Origin of the sequence: Clostridium sp. (genome assembly GCF_050717515.1) — a bacterium.
Classification (GTDB): Bacteria; Bacillota; Clostridia; order Clostridiales; family Clostridiaceae; genus Clostridium_AD.
On record NZ_JBOITL010000007.1, the window covers coordinates 111,754 to 130,112 of the forward strand.

Sequence of the window (18,359 nt, forward strand, 5' to 3'; positions counted from 1 at the left end):
TTATTAGGTCTAAGGTTAGCCTATTCCTTAATCCTAACTTCATATTTTTTTTATATACTAATTTTTAAATGACTGAAAAATGCTTTTTAGCTAAGTTTAATAATGGTTGAACCATTTGTTTCCTTACATCGAATTTAATCTTTTTAAAATACTTTTTATTAAGTATCATAAAGATTGCTCTCTCAACATCTGATGTTTTGGAATTGTTAGTAACCCAATCCACACAATAGTTCTCCTGAATAATTTGTGACATATCCTTTGCTATTTCTTTGGATAAATCAATTATATCTTGGCTAATATATGTTTCACTTTCCTCGTGAAGCTTATTCCCTTTTTCCTCAATGACATCACTATCTTCTAATATATACTTTTTCACCACTTCAAAAAAAGCAAATTCTTTCTCTGTTAACCCTAAGCTTTCAGACTGTGACTTTGTACCTTTTTCAACTTCTTTTTCAATAAATTCTTCAAGCTTCTTTTTCTTCTCTATCCAGTTATTTTTAGTTTCATCAAGTATCTTTTGAAGTTTTTCTAAAAGGCTTGTGAAAAATACAGGGTTATCATCCATTTTTACACTTATTGCATGTTTTACAGCATGTTCCATAGCAGAAGCTTGGGCTTCATCAGATTTTAGGGTACTAATCTTACTCTTAAAATCATCTTCAAATAACGTGATAGGCTCTATCCACTGGAAAACTCCAAGAGATTTTAAATGTTCCTCAATTATTTTTCTTACCTTCTCACCACAATCGCTAATGTCTAATTCCTCTTGTGGGCTGTACTTTGCTTTTGCCCCCGCTCGTATATACACAAGCCATTTTACATCATTTATAATATCAGTCCCAACATGAGATGGCAGTAGTGATTCTACCGCACCTGAAAAACGCTTATATCCTATTTCAAATTCTGCTCTCTTATCCTGTGGTTCTAACACATTAATAAGTTCATCAAGATTATTTTTATCTTTTCCCTTGAACATATTCATAATGTCTTCTCGATAGGATAGCATTTCTTTATATAATTCATTTAGTGGTTGCATAGGTTGACCTAAGTCCTGCTTATCGAATATATCTAAAGCTTCCTCTAAATAATCTGAAACACCATAATAATCTACAACATATCCGCACTGCTTTATAATGCTATCTTTCTTAATATTTCCATCTTCCACCTTACGCATAATATCAGTTGTGCAAGTTCTATTTACTCTTGCAATAGCCTGTAACAGATTATGCTCTTTTAAGGGTCTATCAAGATACATTACTTGCTCGATAGGTGCGTCAAAACCAGTTAGGAGCATATCTTTTACAATAATAAAACAAAGCTTGTCTTTTTCTATTGGTTGCTTGAATCTATCTATAATACTTTCCTGCTCAGTCTTTGTTGTAAAATGTTCCTTTAGAAAAGTTTCTTCATTCAAGTTACCAGAGAAAATAACCTTACACTCTAATTCTGCTCCCATTATCTCATTCATATGTTCTTTTATAGCATTATAATATTTAACACAAGCCACCCTGCTTACACAAACAATTTGTGCCTTGAACCCATTAGGAAAAATATTATCTCTATAATGTTTAAGTATGTCTATTGCTATATCCTTAATTCTATCATCAGCTTCAATTATTGTTTTCTTATTAGCATATTTTTGTTTTATGGCTTCTCTTTCTTCATCACTTTTCTCATTGAAGGCCTCATTAAACAAATCGTCTAAGCTATCACCTTTGATGTGAAGTTCTGACCGTCTACCCTCATATACTATCTTAACAGTAGCTCCATCATCCACAGCTTCCTTAATACCATATTTATCTATGTATCCTCCAAAAGTTCTTGGCGTTGACTTATCATCTTTATCAATAGGAGTGCCAGTAAATCCTATAAACGTTGCATTGGGTAATGCTGTACGCATATTTGAGGCTGTATCCTTATATTGACTACGGTGAGCTTCATCTGTAAGCACAATTACATTAGATTTTGTTGTTAAAACCTCATATGGAAGGCTAAATCTTTTCTTAACCTTCTCACCATTTTCAATAACTTCTCTTTCTTCTATTTCACTTTCAAACTTCTGAATAGTAGTCATTATAACCTTGGACTGTGCTTTTGATAACAAATCCTTCATTACTGAAATTTTATTAGCACGTTCTGGGGTAGTTATTTTTGATAAAGTCCTTATGAACGTAGCATATATTTGCTTATCCAAATCAATTCTATCTGTCACTACCACTATAGTAGCGTCAGAAAGCTCTTTAGTTCTCTTTATCTTTCTTGCTAACATAACCATTGTTAAAGATTTTCCTGAACCCTGTGTGTGCCATACAACGCCACCTCTTGATAAACAGTCCTTTCCTTGGTTCAATCTACTAATGGCTTTATTAACCGCTCTAAACTGTTGGTATCTACATATTTTCTTTACTGTAGCTCCACTATCTGTTTCAAATAATAAAAAATTCCTCATTACATCAAGAAGATTATTTTTTTCTAACAACCCTTGAATAAATAAATTTTGCCCATTGTCCTCTAACCCTTCTACCTTATCTTTTGCAAATGGGTAAGGGTCCTTCCATTCCAAATAATGATTATATTTAGAGCTAATAGTCCCCAAATAAGCATGATACTTATTCATTATTCCTGTAAAGAAATTTGTATAAAAAAGTCTTGGATTCCCCTCTAAAATGTTATTATCTCTTTCATTCATATATCTTCTAAGTTGCTTAAAGGCTTCATTTTTACCTATATTTTCATTCTTTGTTTTTTCTAAGAATGGTGATTTACATTCTAAAACCACAACTGGTATTCCATTAACAAATATTACTATATCAGGGTATATTGATTTTCCTAAAATAGTTTTAACTTCAAACTGGCGTGTAACTAAAAATTCATTATTATCTACATTAGTCCAATCAATAAAATGTACTGTCTGAGGCTTTTTTTGACCATTACCATATATATCTTTATCTACTGTATAGTTTAAATCTACAATTGAGTCATAAAGCTTTTCATTTATCTCTAATAAACTTGACCCTAAATTCTCTGGTCTGCTTAAATATCTAATAGCCTTACTAATATTTCCTTCATCCATCCAGGGATTTAACCTTTTCAAAGCTTTCTCAAGCCTTTTTACAAGGATTACCTCCGTTAAAGAATCTCTTTCTCCTTTTTCAGGAATGAGTTCTTTACCATGGATGAAATCATATTTTAAGTTATCTGTTAAATACTTTATTGCAGGTAATTCTACCAACGTTTCTTCATTACCAAGATAAGACATGTTTTCACACCCTTTGTATACAAAATAATATGAAGCTTGAAATCTTATTTATCATATACCTCTTTAATATCTAAAAACCACTTTTCAATTTCCTTATAAGCGTTAATTTCTTCAAGGAACTGTTTATTTATCTTCTTAGAAACTCCACTATTTAATCTCACTTTTATAGCTTTTTCTCTTAACTTAACGTCATTAATTTGTGTCATAGTTTTTCCAATCAAAATTTTGGGAACATCAGTATTATCCCAGTTTTCTTTGTGTTTATCTGGAATACTTATTGCAAGTTCTTGCTCTATGAGATTTGGATTTATATAATTCTCCATTTCTCTCTTTTGCGTAATCCATCCAAACCTTCTACCATCGTTAACTTCATTTATTTCTTTGATTTTCTTTGCATATTCCTCCACATCATTATCATAAATATGCACTTCTTTCACATTTGAGCCTATTAAATAGTTCTTTTCTATCCACCTTTTTAAATTACTTCCACCAAAAGAAATAATATTAATACCCTCTTTTTCAATATCAATAATTTCTTTAAATTCATCTATATTTTTATTGATATTCTTAATAAAATTAACATCGTTTTCACCTTCAACGCATATTACTAACTTTGATGTTATTCCTGGAAGGATGCCCAAAGTTTCAACAATATCTTTTATTTTAATTTCTTCATCAATTTCAGCAAATGGTTTATTCATTTCATCTTTTTTTATGAAAATTAATTGGTCAACACTAACCATTTTCGCTATTTCAGGGGTATGTGTTGTTAAAATAATTTGATGCTTCGCATCTTTAGAAATCTCTAATAAAGATTCAATTATCATTTTTTGAAAGTCAGGATGCTGTGAAGTTTCAGGTTCTTCTATTGCATATATAATATCTTTTGAACTGCTTTCATTTGATATTCTCTCTGCTTCAGCTCTAAAATAACTTAATAATATAAGTCGTCTAACCCCACTACCTCTTTTATTTAATGGAATATTATTATCAGCAATTAAATCAAACGAAAATATAGAATCCCATGGTTTTAACTTTAATTCAGTTTTTAAATTTTGTGCTATACCTGCATCTAATTCCTTTAACTTCTCTATAGTTCTTTCACCAATCTTTTTCACTTCTCTTTCCACTTGTTTTCTAACATCACTTAATACTGTTTCCATCTCAGCAAGAGCATTTTTAGTTGCTAACTTTAATGGATTTTGTACTTCTGAATCACCATCCGTATTACTTCTATCTGATTGAAATAAAAAAAACAATGGTAAATTAGTTTTTATACTTTCCCAAACATTTTTTGCATCTTCTTTTGCAATGTCAATTTCAGTATTATTAAACTCTACTTCTTTATTTTTCACATGATAACTGTATAATGCTTTTCTAAGTTCCGCATTCTTAGTCTTATTAATTTCTTCATAATCTGTAATTTCAGCTTTTATTTCATCTAATTTTTTTCTTAACTCCTGAATTTTTAATATTATTAAGGGCTTATCAAAAATTACTGGATAGTTTGATATTAAATAAATCTTTAAGTCTGATGCCCCTATTTTAGTTTTTGAACAATTCCATACTTTTGCTATCTCTAATAATCCCTCTTCATTATATAAGTATTCTTCCTTTAAATTTGTCAAATTTGTAGTATCGACTAATATTTCTTTATTATCAATATTTTCAAAACAACATATAACCTTTACTTGCTTATTATCATCTCCGCAACAAACATTTAAATCATCTATATCTATTTTGACTTGGCAATCACTACTGTTTCCATTAAAAAAGATTTCTAATGCATCCATAATTGTTGATTTTCCCACATCATTTCTTCCTATAATTACATTCATATCATTATCAAAGCTAATTTCCCCATTAGTATACCCTCTAAAATTTTCAAGTTTCAGTTTTTTCAATCTCATGAAAATGCCCCCTTTATATAACTTTGCATATATAATATTCACTTTATACTAATTCATATCTAACCTCCCCTAAATAAAATATAATTTCAGTATTATTCAATTCTAATGTACCTAATTGTTATCAATTATTTCAGATATACAATCTGAAATCCCATAATAGTCAACTATATATGCACACTGTTTATCTTCATAAGGTCTGCTAACTCTTATAGTGGACTGTGCTAACTTATTACCTGTTAAGTTCTTGCAAATATATATAGCTTGTTGAATAGGTGCATCAAAATCCGTAAGTAGCATATCCGTCACCACTAAAAATGCTAATTTATTATTACTCAACGGTTCTTTAAATCTTCTAATTACATCATGTTGTTCTTGTTTATTTAAAGAATATCTATTCATCGCAGGAGAATCGTTAACATTTGAAGAAGTTATAACTCCTATTTCTAACGGTTCACCTATAACTTCCGTCATGTATTTATTTAGTGCTTCATAGTATTTAATACATGCTCTTCTTGAAGAGCATACTACCTGTGCCTTGAATCCCCCAGGATATACATTATCTTTATAATGACTTAATATATCCTTTGCAATTTCATCTATTCTATTATCATCTTCGAGTAGATTTTTCCTATCATCATCTTCAAGTAGAACTTCGCCATCATCATTAGTATATTTTAGTTCTAAAGTATCAATTTGATATTTTCGCAATCTTTGGTCATATAATATTTTTATAGCAAAACCATCTTCAGTAGCATTTTTCATTGAATACTTGTCAATGCAATTCCCAAACATTTGTTGTACGTTTTTATTTATCACTTGTGAAAATCCGATATAAGTAGCATTAGGCAAGGATTGTCTCATTTTTAATGCTACCCTTCCTCTTTGAGTTCTATGAGCATTATCCACTAAAACAATAACATTACGATTTTCATTTAATATTATTCCTTCTTCGTCTTGGAACTTTTGTATAGTTGTGATAACTATTTCGCTCTTCCCCTGAATTAATATATCTTTTAACTCGTTTGATGTTACAACACACTTTATAGGCAAATTTATTCCCATCCTAATAAAAACATCATATAATTGCCTACTTGAATCGACCCTATCCGTTACAATTACAATCATATTATTTGCTAAATTATCAATCTTCTTTATTTTATTGATTAAGTATACCATCGTCATATATCTTCCAGAACCATGAGTTTGGTGTATAAAGCCACAAGAATTTTGAGCTTTAGGGTAATTCATTAGTTCCATAACAGCTTTATCGACAGCTCTATATTGATAATATCTACACATTCTCTTAGCTATACTGTGATTGTCATTTTCAAAGACAATAAAATTACTCATAATATTCAAAATATTTTCCTTATGAAAAACCCCCTGTAATGCTAAGTTGTTTGGATGTTTTTCTATATCATCCAACTCCTGTTTTGCAAAAGGATAACAGTCATTCCAATGCAAATACTGAGAATCTAAGGGGCTTATTGTACCAATATAATTATTATTTTCTGTTAGCACTCCTGTAAAAAAGTTGGTATAGAATAATTGTTCTACACGCTCTTTTCCAGTAACCTTGCTTCTATTAATATATTGGTTCAGTTTTTCATAGGCTTGTTGTTTTAAATCATTTTTATTTTCTATCAAGCCTGATTTACACTCTAATACCACAACTGGAATTCCATTAATGAAAATAACAATATCAGCAATAATATCTTCATTAATCCCCTTAACTTTAAACTGACTGGTAACTAAAAAATCATTATTATTAGTATTCTCCCAATCAATAAAACTAACTCTTTGTTGTTTACTTTCATCTTTATTGTCTACTTTCTCAATAGTAAAATTTGAATCTACTAAAGTATTGTGTATTTTGTTGTTTATATTAATTAATGCCTCTTCCTTTTGTTCTTTGCATTTTAAATACTCAATTGCCTTAGATACATCAGATTCATTCATCCATGAATTTAACCTATACAAAGCTTTTTCAAGCCTTTTATTCAATATTACTTCTCCATAAGAACTTCTTTCTCCCAACTCAGGTGATAATTTTTCCCCATTAATAAACTCATACCCCAAGTTCTTTTGTAGATATTCTATTGTTGGTAATTCTATTAGCTCTTCTTCATTACCTATATAAGACATACCCTCGCCCCCCTTTTTATGTTAACCAACCATATTAAAATGCCTAAAAGCTTCCCCAATATACTTTTGTTTATCTTCTGGACGTGGATTTGTCCTTTTATCTATATTAATTCTGTTAAAAGCTACTTTACTTTCTAATCCCAATACCTCTTTCATATGTGCTATCCAGCAAGTCTTAGGAATAAAACCATGTGTCTCTTTTACATATTTTTGTATCTGCTTATATGTAGCCATAAATTCCGCATACCCCCTTTTTCCTTAAACTTTAACCCTAATCTTCCCTGTCAAAAGTTTCTGCATAAGTCCCTTTTTAAGTTCTTGAAGTTTTTCTTTTTTAAATTGATATTGATTTATTTTTTCATCTACTGAGGATAGAATTAAAGCTATTTTCACCTGTTCGTTTAATGGTGGTATCTTTACCTTTATATTAATTAAATCTTTAGTATATATGGCCCCAACACTTGTAGTACCTTTAGCAATTGACTTTAATTGTCTCCACCCAATATTATCGGCAAAGTAATACGACATATAAAAACTATCAATATCTATTTTGTATTGGATTCTCATTATATTACTATTAAAAATAGCTAATGCTAATTGATTATTCCATGTAGAGGATTTCCCAACTAAATCTAATGTATTTCTTGTGTTAAACAAGAAATCTCCTTTTTTCAGTACAAACTCTTTGTTAATATCAAAATCTCCATTTTTTATATACTGGACCTTATCAAAATTAAATCCACCAATTAAGAGATTCCCCATTTTTATCATAGGAATCCCTTTCTCGATATCATTACTTCCAATAGCATTTGTTCCTAATTGAGTTGTCTCAATTATATCTTTCATTTTTCTAACTTCCCACTCCTCAGGTATCCTTCCAGTTTCAGTATCCTTAAACCTATCATGCCCGATTCCTTTTGTAAGAAGCCTCTGCATAAGCCCTTTTTTTAGCTCCTTTGATTTTTCTATAAGTTTATCAGTATTTTCTATTTTTTCATCTACTGAGGATAGTATTAATGAAATTTTTTGTTGTTCTATTAATATTGGCATAGGAAGCTTTATACCTCGAACCTGTTGAAAATTTAGCCCCTCCCTGCTTGAACCTCCATTAAATGAATCAATTTGTTTTTTCCCTATTTCTGAATTCAAACAAATACTTATATATTGTGGATTCGTTTTATCAGTAGTTCTTATTATACATACATGTTGATTTACATTTCCTCTACCAAATCCAATCGGCACTAATGTACATCTACCTATTGAAGCTCCTGTAATATTTAACAGTATATCTTCATCTTGAATTTTGGTCCTTTTCATTTTTTCATTTTGTTCTTCATCTATATAAGCTATATTGTTTAAAAATAATCCTTGTGGATAAACATTTTGACTTCTTATAAAGGGTATTCCTTCAGCTTTATAAACACTTTGCCCCCCTTTAGGTGTAACTCCACTTCCAACAAATTCAGAAACCTTATCTATATTCACAATTTCCCAATCAAAAGGTATCTCCCCTAACTCAGTAATTTTATATCCTTCTCTAACATTTTTCACTAATTTACCACCTCAACCTCTATATTATCTTCTTCCAAATCCTATTCTATCTCTTCAAACCCTAATTCCTTCAAATACCCATTCAACTTTAATCCTATCTCTTTTTCCTTAATCCCTAATTCATTTATTTCCTCAATAACTGATTCAATGCCTACTTCTTCCTCTTCTTCACTTGTATCAACATACCTGCTGATATTAAGGTTATAATCATTTTCTTTTATATCTTCTATATCAACAACATTTGCATACTTTTCTACATCTACATATTCATCATAAGCTTTTACAATCTTATCAATGTCTTCATCTCTTACTTTATTCTTATTTCCATCTTTAACAAAATAATTGCTCCCGTCTATAAATAAAACCTTATTTCTTCTATCTTCTGTCTTATTCTTATTAATTACAATTATGGCCGCAGGAATAGATGTACCATAAAATATATTTGATGGCAGTCCAATTATAGCTTCAACTAAATCATCCTTTAAAAAGCCTTCTCTTATTTTACCTTCTGAGCCACCTCTAAATAAAACTCCATGAGGAACTACTGAACACATCTTACCTCTTACATTTAAACTTGCTATCATATGGCAAACGAAGGCCAAATCTCCGTAGGATTTCGGAGGTATTCCATATGGGAATCTGTGAAACTGGTCAGCACTTGCTTCTTCCAGGCCCCAGTTACTTAACGAAAATGGAGGATTAGCAAGGACTTTATCGTATGTCTTCAAAACTCCACCCTCTGTATGTTTTGGTTCTCTTATAGTATCACCCTTTTGAATATCTGCTCCCTTTGCTCCATGGAACAACATATTCATCTTGCAAATAGCCCATGTTGATAAATTAATTTCTTGCCCAAATAACGATATATTTTTATAGTTTCCACCTTTATTTTTTATATATTGTAATGATTGAATAAGCATACCGCCTGAACCCGCTGTTGGGTCATAAATTCTATCGCCTTCTTGTGGTTTCAAAACATTCACCATTATTCTTACAATTTCTGTAGGCGTGTAAAATTCCCCACCCTTTTTTCCGCCTTCATCTGCGAATTGTTTTATCAAATACTGATATGCGTCTCCAAGTATATCCTCAGATTCCAAATTAGAGTTTGCAATGTTAATAGTATCCAAAACCAAAAGCAGTTGTGAAAGTTTCTTGTCGGGAACTCTCTCTTTATCATTATAATTAGCAGTAGTAAGAACACCAATAAGCTCTGCATTTTTAGGTTCATCTTCTAACGCTTTAAAAGCCTTATCAAGTTCGGGTCCTACATTTAAATTCAAGTTTTTTAACTTACCCCATCTTGCACTTTCAGGTACATAAAAAGTTTCATAAATAGAGCTGTCATTCAACAGCATTTCTACTTCTTCTGCAACCATTCCCTGCTCAACAAATTCCTTATTCCTAATTCCTCTTTCTTCATCAAATTCATCATTTAATCTCTTTAAGAATAGTAATCCAAATATATAATCCTTATATTCTGCGGCCGATAACTCACCCCTTAAAATATCCGCACATGACCATAATACGCCCTCTAAATTTTGTAATGTCAATTTTTCCATAGTTCTCTCTCCTCGTCAATCTATATCAATTATTTTTTGTATTTATAATAATAATCTATACGTTTAGTTTACCACATTTTTGTGTTTTTCTGCCTATAGGAATTATGTTAAAGTAAAATAAGTATCTACTATAAATAAAAAAAGGTTTTGTAAGGAAATTATGCTTACAGAACCTTAGTTTCAATGTCATTTATTAACTTAATCATAAATTTATTAACGCTGTTCTAAACACTCATTTTATTTTTATCAAATATTTTACTAATATCGTTTACTATGCTATTGCAATATTGTCCACCAATAACAGAAAGTATTGGATAGTGTACTGTATCTAATGCTTTTCCAATATTCTTTCCAAATAGCTCTATTTCTTTACCCTCCGAATCCTCTGAAAAATAAAGCTTTGCATAACTATTAACTCTGTTCCAAAAATATATGTCTTCGCCATATCCGAATACTATTTGTGGGTCGATTTCTTTTATAACAAACTCTGGAATATTATTTAAGGAGTGTGTATTTATATATTCTGCTGTTAAAGTAGCAATTGTTTCCCTAAAATACTGTTTACTTTCTACATCAATCTCTTTTTTAAAAAACCCTTTTTTAATTATAAAAATACCAGAAGCTATATTTATTGATAAAAACAGACCAAAGGATAATAATTCAAGAAACATTCTATCATACCTATCTTTGTTTAACTCGGTAACTTTTACATCAAACCTTTTTAAAACCGAGCTACAGGCATTTTCATATGTATTATAAATATCTTCAATCCACCTCTCTGAAATATGTTTAATCATTTCATCAAGTACACTCCCAGTCAATGCATCAATTCTTGCTTTACTATACATCATTTATATAACTTCCCCCCCCCCCCATTCAAATACTTCATTGCAAATTCTTTCACCTTACTAATATCATTAGTCTTTGTCTTTATTGGAAGGGCATCCCATACTGAATTTTTATATGGTCTATTAGATGTATCCCCCACCCTTGGGTCAAGTATAGTTACAATTCCCTTATCCTCATAATTACGAATTAATCTTCCAACACCTTGTCTGAGCTTGACTAACATTTCAGGCACATCTACCTCCATTAAAGAATTATTAGAGAGACTTTTTTTATAATCAATTACTGGGTCAGGAACAGGAAATGGCAATCTGAAAATAATTAGATTAGACAAGGCAACTCCCTCTATACTAATTCCTTCCCAATATACACCTGTGCCTAATAAAATCGAATTTATATCTGATTTAAATTCAGCAATAGTTGCCCCTTGTGAGGAACCTTCCTGCTGAACAAGCAGTTTCCAAGGAAGGTTTTTCTTTAGTAATCCATTATATACTGCTAACATATCACTCTTCGATGTAAATAGCATAAGGGATTTTCCATTAGTTATAAAAAGTAATTCAGCTATTACATCTATACTTTTACAAATGAATTTTTCCCTTTCATTAGTTGGGTGAGGCATATCTTCTTTATAATATATTAAAGCATTTTCATTATAAGGATATGGCGACTTTTTAGGCTCAGATAGCTCCCCAATAGGCTCTAATGGAAAACCTAAATTTTTTATTATATACGAATATCTTTCCTTATTACTTCCTTTAAAGCTATTCGTAAGTGTTGCTGATGTTAAAATTGTCTTATATTTTTTTGATTGAAAAAATAATTCATTAATTGCTTTGTGCATTTTTTTTTGACATCCTATAATGGATATATCTTTAAAAGAATTCCGCTTTCCACTTAGCTCAATCCAAAATAACATATTAGAACCCTTATAAACTAAGTCGTTAAAGAAATCCCGAATAACTTCAAGGTTCTCAATTATATTATCTTGAACACTCTCAAATCTCACATTATTTGCTAACTGGACCTTAGCACTTAATCCATCGGTGGCTTTAGTAAATAGTCTCACATTTCCGCTTATTTTTTCTTTATTTATATAAAATCTTACAATGTCTCCATCACTTGAAAACATCTTTGAATATTGCACCTCAACCTGCTCCCAAAGCTGTATGTAAATTTCCTTTAGTAAATCTAAAATCTTGTCTTCCATATTATCATAGCTATAAAGCCTTGCAAGAAACTGGGTTGCTTCATTAACAATTTTACTAACATCATTTAATAAATATTCTTGTTTTAATGAGTTTCTAACTTTATCTTCTAAGTTGTGAGCTTCGTCTAACACTATTAATTTTGCTTCTTTAGATAATAAAGGGTTTAATCCTTTATTTTTTTTCTGTAAATCTACAGCTAATAAATCATGGTTACATAGAATAATTCCCTTAGTCTCTAACATCGACCTTCTTTTTTTAGAATAGTAGCAATCAAATCCGTATTTACATTCCCTGGACCGACATGCAGTTACATTAAGTTTTTTCCACAAACTATCTTTAATCTGGTTGGGGAGGGTTGTCCTATCTCCATTATTCGTATTTACTAACCAACCCTCCAACCAAGGATATATTTTTGAAATTTTAGTATTATAATTTAGATAGTCAAAAGCCCTATCTAAACAGATAAAATGCGACATTCCTTTTGCAAGTATAACCTCTGGATAAATACTTATTATACTTGATAGTTTGTCAATATCTTTTATTAGCTGTTCCTGTAGTAAAATAGTAGAAGTCGAAATAATTACAGGACTATTTGTTAACCTATTGTAATATATCAATGGAGCTAAATAAGCATAAGATTTGCCTATGCCGACACCTGCTTCTATTATTATATGGCGATTATCTCTTATAGCTTCGGATATATCATATGCCATATCTTCTTGGCCTTCCCTTAATTCATAGCCTAACATGGGTAGTTTTTTATCAAACAAATCCCAGACCTTTTGGGTTATTCCTTCGTCAAAATCAAGTTGTTCAATAATATCAATAGGCTTATTTATATCTAAAATGTAATCCGTAAAATTCATATAATTTATAAACACCTTCCTAATAAAGTTTATAGCTGAACCATATAACATTATTATACCATTTATCCATATAATCTCTAATCAATTTGTAAAATTTCTTTAGTTATTAGGTTATATTACAATATGTGTTAAAATTTGATATAATCTTATAAGAGCTATTTTTATAATGGCAAATCAAAAATAATAATTTTAAGGAGGAATCATATATGAAAGATGTATTTTCTTATAACATATCTATTCATAAAAATGCCTATTTGAATTGGAGAACTGAAAAGCATTCACATATTGATAATATGATAACTATTGCAGAAGGATTTATGAAATCTTCAATACTATTAACTGAACAGTCATTGAATGATAACAGAGATAAGAAAGCCGATATTATTATTTTCCCAATATTGTTTAACGCTAATCATGGAATAGAGCTATACTTGAAAGCAATTACCTGGTCATTAAATGTTTTATTAGAAAACGATGTTAAAATTGAGGGAAACCATGACATAAAGCAGATATTCACCATTGTATGCTCATTAGTAAATAAATTTGAAAAAGAAAAAGAAAACAGAGATGAATTTAAAAAAATAACCATGAATTTAAAGGAATATCTTGATGAATTATATAAAAAAATCGAACCCAAATCATGTGGAAAACATAAAGACAATATGGACTTTTCAAGATACCCTTTTAGCCAGAAGTATATTAATCATTTTTATATAGACGAATTAGATAATGTAGTAATTGATTTGGAAAACTTCTTAGAGAGATTTAAAGAGATTAGTGATACTTTGAACATGATAGCAAATCACTATTTATATGATTATCCCAAAACTGATGAGGATTAATAATCCTCAAATATAGCTATGCATATATGGATATAAATAAATGGCACATTCTCTTATATTCTATATACGATAGATAACGGTTGATAACAGGAAGTGGTCACCCTAAAATGTACTTGTGATATGTTATCCATATTAAGTTTTCAGAATATTAATATGAATTTCAAATATTTAACACAAAGAAAACAATTTTAGTTTCAATGAGGCAATTCAATTTTTATGTTAAATAAGTTAAATAATACTGTATCTTCAATTGTGTATGACCATCAACCGATTATTACCGTATATAATATTTTTTAGCTTAATGTATAAATATTATGAATTATGATATAATTATAGGGATAAACTTAAATTAAATAGGAGGGGACCCATATGTATTGGCATAAAATATTTAATGAGTTAAAACGTAAATATAAAAAATTCAACTTTTTGAAGTTGGTGTAGTGTTAGTCAAATATCTATTGACTATAATCTACACCAACTTTTTTTATTGTCTATTTTGTTAAAAAAGGAGATGTACTTTTACATGGAAACACTTTACTGCCAATGCTTTTGTGATTTCTTTGAAAACATATATTATACCAGTTATTTAGTTTATAGAGCCAAAGAAATTTTTATATTAGAGAAAATTAAAAGATTTGAGGCAACCAATGAGTATGAAGCATTAATTAAATTAGTAAATAGAATTATATTGAAGCTTGAAGCAGAATACACAAGCTGTTTAGCAGATAAAAATGTAGTCTTTATTATTAATAATAAAGAGCTGATTAACGACTTAACATCAGGTATCAAAAGGGCAAATTTAGATTGTTCTATAAATGGTTTATATAAGCAGATTGCTGATAGAGTAAAAAATATGAGTTTTACCTTTCGTGAGGATTTTGATGAACAATTATTGCAGGGTACAGTTGTAGGAGATTATAGTAAGTTTTATAAATTGATAATTAAGTTATATTTAATTATTAGGAAATCCCAGGGGATGAATGAGGAATATTATAAAAGTCTTTCTAAGCACAATATGGCCATCCAAGATATTTTACATTTCATCGAATTTACCGAACTTGTTATTGATAAAAAGATTGAGTATGTGGATACCCTAAAAAAAATCAGAAAAGAACGGAGAGAACTAAAGTATGAGATAGAGGTCTTAGGATACTTTTCTCCCCCACTTGGCTATTTACTCAATACTTTAGATACGTTCTTTAATTTGCAAGAATGTCAAAACCATCGTGAACCATTAAAGCATAAACAGATGTTTTCTACCAAGGAGGCGAGGAAAAAGCTACTAAGTTCTTTATAAAGAGTTAGTAAAAGCTTGAATTATGGAAGTTTTAAAAGTATTAAATAAGTTAGAAATATTGTTTCAGGAGTTAGAAATTCAATATAATGATTATTTAAAAAGAGGTACTACCATAGATGACCTGATAAAGAAACTTCTCATGGTAATCGAAAATGATAACTTTAATTCTGCGGAAGCCTATAACTACTGCAAAATCTTAAAGGAATTATTAATAAAAAAACGAAAAATAGATGACCTGAAATTTAAATATGAAAAAATATTAAGTATTTACACAAGCAAAATAATTAGGACTAATATAGATAGGAAAATGAATGATATTAGAAGCAAAAAGTATACATCAAGATTTTTTCATAATGAAGAAGAAATAAGTAAATATCTAAATGAAAGTTAATTAATAAAATACTATTGGATAAACAAGTCAAAAAAATATTTCCTGTTTCCATCTATATAAAAACACCTAAATCTATTTTGCACACTCTTTAAATATAACCTATATTAACATTACAAAACTAATACAAAATCAATACAAAATCAATACAAATAATACAAAATGAATACAGACGTAAGGAGGCTCATATGAAAAATCCTGATTATATTAAGTATCCTCCGACAACAAAAATACTAATTGAGGAGATTAAGAGAGCTTGTGATGATTATGTTGCCCGTAGAATTAATGAGAATGAATTGAAAAGTATTATATGGTCATGGGCTGATAATGTTGGTGAGAAAATGTTCAATGGCTCGTGCGAATTTAACCCTACTATTATTCAAAGGGTAGGCACTAAAAGGCTTACTCTTGTAAACCACATGCTTAATGGACACCAGTACAGGTTCATTTAGTTATAATGACATATTAATCTATTTGGAAAATTAGAATAAGCTATATAACATCACCATTAGAGGCATAAACGCTTAAATCCAGGCATTTATGCTTTTTTCAATGCAATCATAATAACGTCATTAATTAATTTTTATATTCAGAAATGTTATTCTATAAGTTAAGATAATTAAATATTAAAAAATAATTCATTTTAATTTATTTTAGCTTATCATTTAATAATCATATTAAATTTAATTATCATTTTTGAAGGTAATCATTATTGATTAACATAGTTATACCAATGGTTCAACAAATCAAAATTAAATAAGAAACCACAAAAGGAGAAGTTCAAAAATAGCTTCTCCTTTTTAAATTATTAATATTTAATGAAAAGAACTCCGTATATAGTAAAAATACAATATACTATTTTAATTTATTCAACGGTCCAATTGTTCACCTTTATAGGCAAACAACCAGGATACTATATTAATATAAATCTAATAAAATAAGATTCATAATTAATATAAAAATCAATCCTGTTGCTACTATTTTTAAAAACAAATGTTTAGATTTGCTCATAGCAATGGACTCCTTCCATCAATATTCAATTTTTAAATACTAATTATTTATTTTTTGATACATTATGCTTTTAAATGGCATAACATTGATGGTTATTGTACCTTTAAACCTATAAAATTACAATGAAAATAAATAATAACTAAATCTCTTTTTCAATATAATTATTTTAAAATCACGTATCTTTCACTTATTTTACCGCTAATAAAAATGACTTTATCTATATAGTTCTTTCTTTCTTCACTTTTAGATATTCTGCAATCTTCATAAAATAAATTATTTAAAGATTTATCTGGTTTGAAATATATTTTTTCTTTAACATAAGTTGCTATAAATTTATCAGTATTATCCCTTCTTCTTGTAAATGATTTTATATTCTTTGAATAATCAATTGAATACAATAATTCAAATGCAATTTGTCGAATACAAGCGTAAACGGGACTATTATAAAGTGGTTTTTTTTCATTATTTACTAACAAGTATCCTGATAATGAGTTATTCTTGGTTAGATTTGTATATGCTTCATTTAAATTCTTATCAATATGGGCCCCTCCATCTTTATTAGCCACATACAATACAATATCCTTTCTACTGAATACATTTATTTTATCATCTAAAATTATTTCATTCCACCAGTCTTCAAATACTAAACATATTCCTTGTATTTTATTGTCACTTAAACAATGAGGAAGGTATATTCCAATACTTGATGTTGCTAATAATCCTTCATAACTCAGCATGTTCGCAGGTATATATGGCAATGCAGTAGAAAGAAAAAGCATGTGTGTTTTCATATCAAGATGTTTAAACAAAGATGTTGAGTTATCTGTGTCATGTAATAAAATTCTAATAGTTGTAGCAATTCTCTGACCTTCATCTTCAAATCCTGAATCATATGAACTAATTGAATTTTTCAAAAAAAATATTTGAGAGCTTAAATGTTTACGCATATCATTTATATTCTTAACATAATTCATAGCTTATCTCCTTTAAATTTGCAAGAACCTATTTTGTTATTATACTTCATATATTGGAATGCCTTCCCATTAAATAGTGCTAATCCATCATAATTAATAAAGGTGTAGTTTTAATTTATAGTAATCTTTTAGAGATGGGCGTTTAAGATGCTACTATATTATTTATTTAGATAATTGTGCTGACCAAAACTTTCCATCTTGGTCTGATAAATTCACAAAATGAGCATAATCAATCGGCTCTCCACTCTTAAAATATAAATACCCACCATTTTTACTTGATACAGTTAAACTCAGACCTCCATATAAATGTATATTTCATAACACTATGTTCTTCCTTACGAAACCAAATATTTATTTAATTATACTGCTTTTATGAAAAATTGGATATAAACCCAAATACTAACTTACTGTAAATTTATAAATATTTCATTTGCTTATATATTGGGAGATTCAGTGGTATTAATTGTAATTTTTATAGTATCAATAATGACTAA

General features: G+C 29.2%; 13 protein-coding genes. 4 read left to right on the forward strand and 9 right to left on the reverse strand.

Annotation, left to right across the window (positions count from 1 at the left end):
- Nucleotides 1–64: 64 nt before the first annotated feature.
- The 8 genes from ACREV6_RS02035 to ACREV6_RS02070 all read right to left on the reverse strand — a co-directional run bounded on the left by ACREV6_RS02035 (nucleotide 65) and on the right by ACREV6_RS02070 (nucleotide 13,353).
- The gene (locus ACREV6_RS02035; RefSeq protein ID WP_431576367.1) at nucleotides 65–3,262 is read right to left on the reverse strand and encodes a type I restriction endonuclease subunit R; all 3,198 of its coding nucleotides are present in this window, start codon (nucleotides 3,260–3,262) and stop codon (nucleotides 65–67) included.
- A gap of 44 nt (nucleotides 3,263–3,306) precedes the next feature.
- Nucleotides 3,307–5,172, reverse strand: a complete 1,866-nt coding sequence (locus ACREV6_RS02040; RefSeq protein ID WP_431576368.1) for an ATP-binding protein — start codon at nucleotides 5,170–5,172, stop codon at nucleotides 3,307–3,309.
- 111 nt (nucleotides 5,173–5,283) lie between these two features.
- Nucleotides 5,284–7,317 (reverse strand): type I restriction endonuclease subunit R, encoded by a 2,034-nt coding sequence (locus tag ACREV6_RS02045; RefSeq protein ID WP_431576369.1) that lies wholly within the window; start codon nucleotides 7,315–7,317, stop codon nucleotides 5,284–5,286.
- Nucleotides 7,318–7,338: 21 nt separating this feature from the next.
- Nucleotides 7,339–7,551: a hypothetical protein gene (locus tag ACREV6_RS02050; RefSeq protein ID WP_431576370.1), complete on the reverse strand. Its 213-nt coding sequence runs from the start codon at nucleotides 7,549–7,551 to the stop codon at nucleotides 7,339–7,341.
- A gap of 24 nt (nucleotides 7,552–7,575) precedes the next feature.
- On the reverse strand, nucleotides 7,576–8,868 hold the full coding sequence (locus tag ACREV6_RS02055; RefSeq protein ID WP_431576371.1) for a restriction endonuclease subunit S: 1,293 nt from the start codon (nucleotides 8,866–8,868) through the stop codon (nucleotides 7,576–7,578).
- Nucleotides 8,869–8,909: 41 nt separating this feature from the next.
- On the reverse strand, nucleotides 8,910–10,430 hold the full coding sequence (locus ACREV6_RS02060) for a type I restriction-modification system subunit M (RefSeq protein ID WP_431576372.1): 1,521 nt from the start codon (nucleotides 10,428–10,430) through the stop codon (nucleotides 8,910–8,912).
- A gap of 224 nt (nucleotides 10,431–10,654) precedes the next feature.
- Nucleotides 10,655–11,281 carry a hypothetical protein gene (locus ACREV6_RS02065; RefSeq protein ID WP_431576373.1) on the reverse strand — a complete coding sequence of 209 codons (627 nt, stop codon included), beginning with the start codon at nucleotides 11,279–11,281 and terminating at the stop codon, nucleotides 10,655–10,657.
- The gene (locus ACREV6_RS02070; RefSeq protein WP_431576374.1) at nucleotides 11,278–13,353 is read right to left on the reverse strand and encodes an ATP-dependent DNA helicase; all 2,076 of its coding nucleotides are present in this window, start codon (nucleotides 13,351–13,353) and stop codon (nucleotides 11,278–11,280) included. Before ACREV6_RS02070 ends, ACREV6_RS02065 begins: the two co-directional genes overlap by 4 nt.
- 206 nt (nucleotides 13,354–13,559) lie before the next feature.
- Here ACREV6_RS02070 and ACREV6_RS02075 point away from each other — a divergent pair, with 206 nt between their 5' ends.
- The 4 genes from ACREV6_RS02075 to ACREV6_RS02090 all read left to right on the forward strand — a co-directional run bounded on the left by ACREV6_RS02075 (nucleotide 13,560) and on the right by ACREV6_RS02090 (nucleotide 16,332).
- Complete coding sequence (locus tag ACREV6_RS02075; RefSeq protein ID WP_431576375.1) at nucleotides 13,560–14,195, forward strand: hypothetical protein; 636 nt, start codon at nucleotides 13,560–13,562, stop codon at nucleotides 14,193–14,195.
- 523 nt (nucleotides 14,196–14,718) lie between these two features.
- On the forward strand, nucleotides 14,719–15,492 hold the full coding sequence (locus tag ACREV6_RS02080) for a hypothetical protein (protein WP_431576376.1): 774 nt from the start codon (nucleotides 14,719–14,721) through the stop codon (nucleotides 15,490–15,492).
- Between the two features lie 22 nt (nucleotides 15,493–15,514).
- The gene (locus tag ACREV6_RS02085; protein ID WP_431576377.1) at nucleotides 15,515–15,883 is read left to right on the forward strand and encodes a hypothetical protein; all 369 of its coding nucleotides are present in this window, start codon (nucleotides 15,515–15,517) and stop codon (nucleotides 15,881–15,883) included.
- Nucleotides 15,884–16,068: 185 nt separating this feature from the next.
- Nucleotides 16,069–16,332: a TIGR04540 family protein gene (locus ACREV6_RS02090; RefSeq protein ID WP_431576378.1), complete on the forward strand. Its 264-nt coding sequence runs from the start codon at nucleotides 16,069–16,071 to the stop codon at nucleotides 16,330–16,332.
- A 720-nt stretch (nucleotides 16,333–17,052) separates the two neighbouring features.
- Here the strand turns inward: ACREV6_RS02090 and ACREV6_RS02095 are convergent.
- A complete protein-coding gene (locus tag ACREV6_RS02095) occupies nucleotides 17,053–17,865 on the reverse strand; it encodes a hypothetical protein (RefSeq protein ID WP_431576379.1) in 813 nt (270 codons plus the stop codon).
- Nucleotides 17,866–18,359 lie beyond the last annotated feature (494 nt).

Bases quoted from the DNA above. Each gene is read 5' to 3' on its own strand.
- ACREV6_RS02035 (WP_431576367.1), bottom strand. From the start codon at position 3,262: ATGTCTTATCTTGGTAATGAAGAAACGTTGGTAGAATTACCTGCAATA.
- ACREV6_RS02040 (WP_431576368.1), bottom strand. From the start codon at position 5,172: ATGAGATTGAAAAAACTGAAACTTGAAAATTTTAGAGGGTATACTAAT.
- ACREV6_RS02045 (WP_431576369.1), bottom strand. From the start codon at position 7,317: ATGTCTTATATAGGTAATGAAGAAGAGCTAATAGAATTACCAACAATA.
- ACREV6_RS02050 (WP_431576370.1), bottom strand. From the start codon at position 7,551: ATGGCTACATATAAGCAGATACAAAAATATGTAAAAGAGACACATGGT.
- ACREV6_RS02060 (WP_431576372.1), bottom strand. From the start codon at position 10,430: ATGGAAAAATTGACATTACAAAATTTAGAGGGCGTATTATGGTCATGT.
- ACREV6_RS02065 (WP_431576373.1), bottom strand. From the start codon at position 11,281: ATGATGTATAGTAAAGCAAGAATTGATGCATTGACTGGGAGTGTACTT.
- ACREV6_RS02070 (WP_431576374.1), bottom strand. From the start codon at position 13,353: ATGAATTTTACGGATTACATTTTAGATATAAATAAGCCTATTGATATT.
- ACREV6_RS02075 (WP_431576375.1), top strand. From the start codon at position 13,560: ATGAAAGATGTATTTTCTTATAACATATCTATTCATAAAAATGCCTAT.
- ACREV6_RS02080 (WP_431576376.1), top strand. From the start codon at position 14,719: ATGGAAACACTTTACTGCCAATGCTTTTGTGATTTCTTTGAAAACATA.
- ACREV6_RS02085 (WP_431576377.1), top strand. From the start codon at position 15,515: ATGGAAGTTTTAAAAGTATTAAATAAGTTAGAAATATTGTTTCAGGAG.
- ACREV6_RS02090 (WP_431576378.1), top strand. From the start codon at position 16,069: ATGAAAAATCCTGATTATATTAAGTATCCTCCGACAACAAAAATACTA.
- ACREV6_RS02095 (WP_431576379.1), bottom strand. From the start codon at position 17,865: ATGAATTATGTTAAGAATATAAATGATATGCGTAAACATTTAAGCTCT.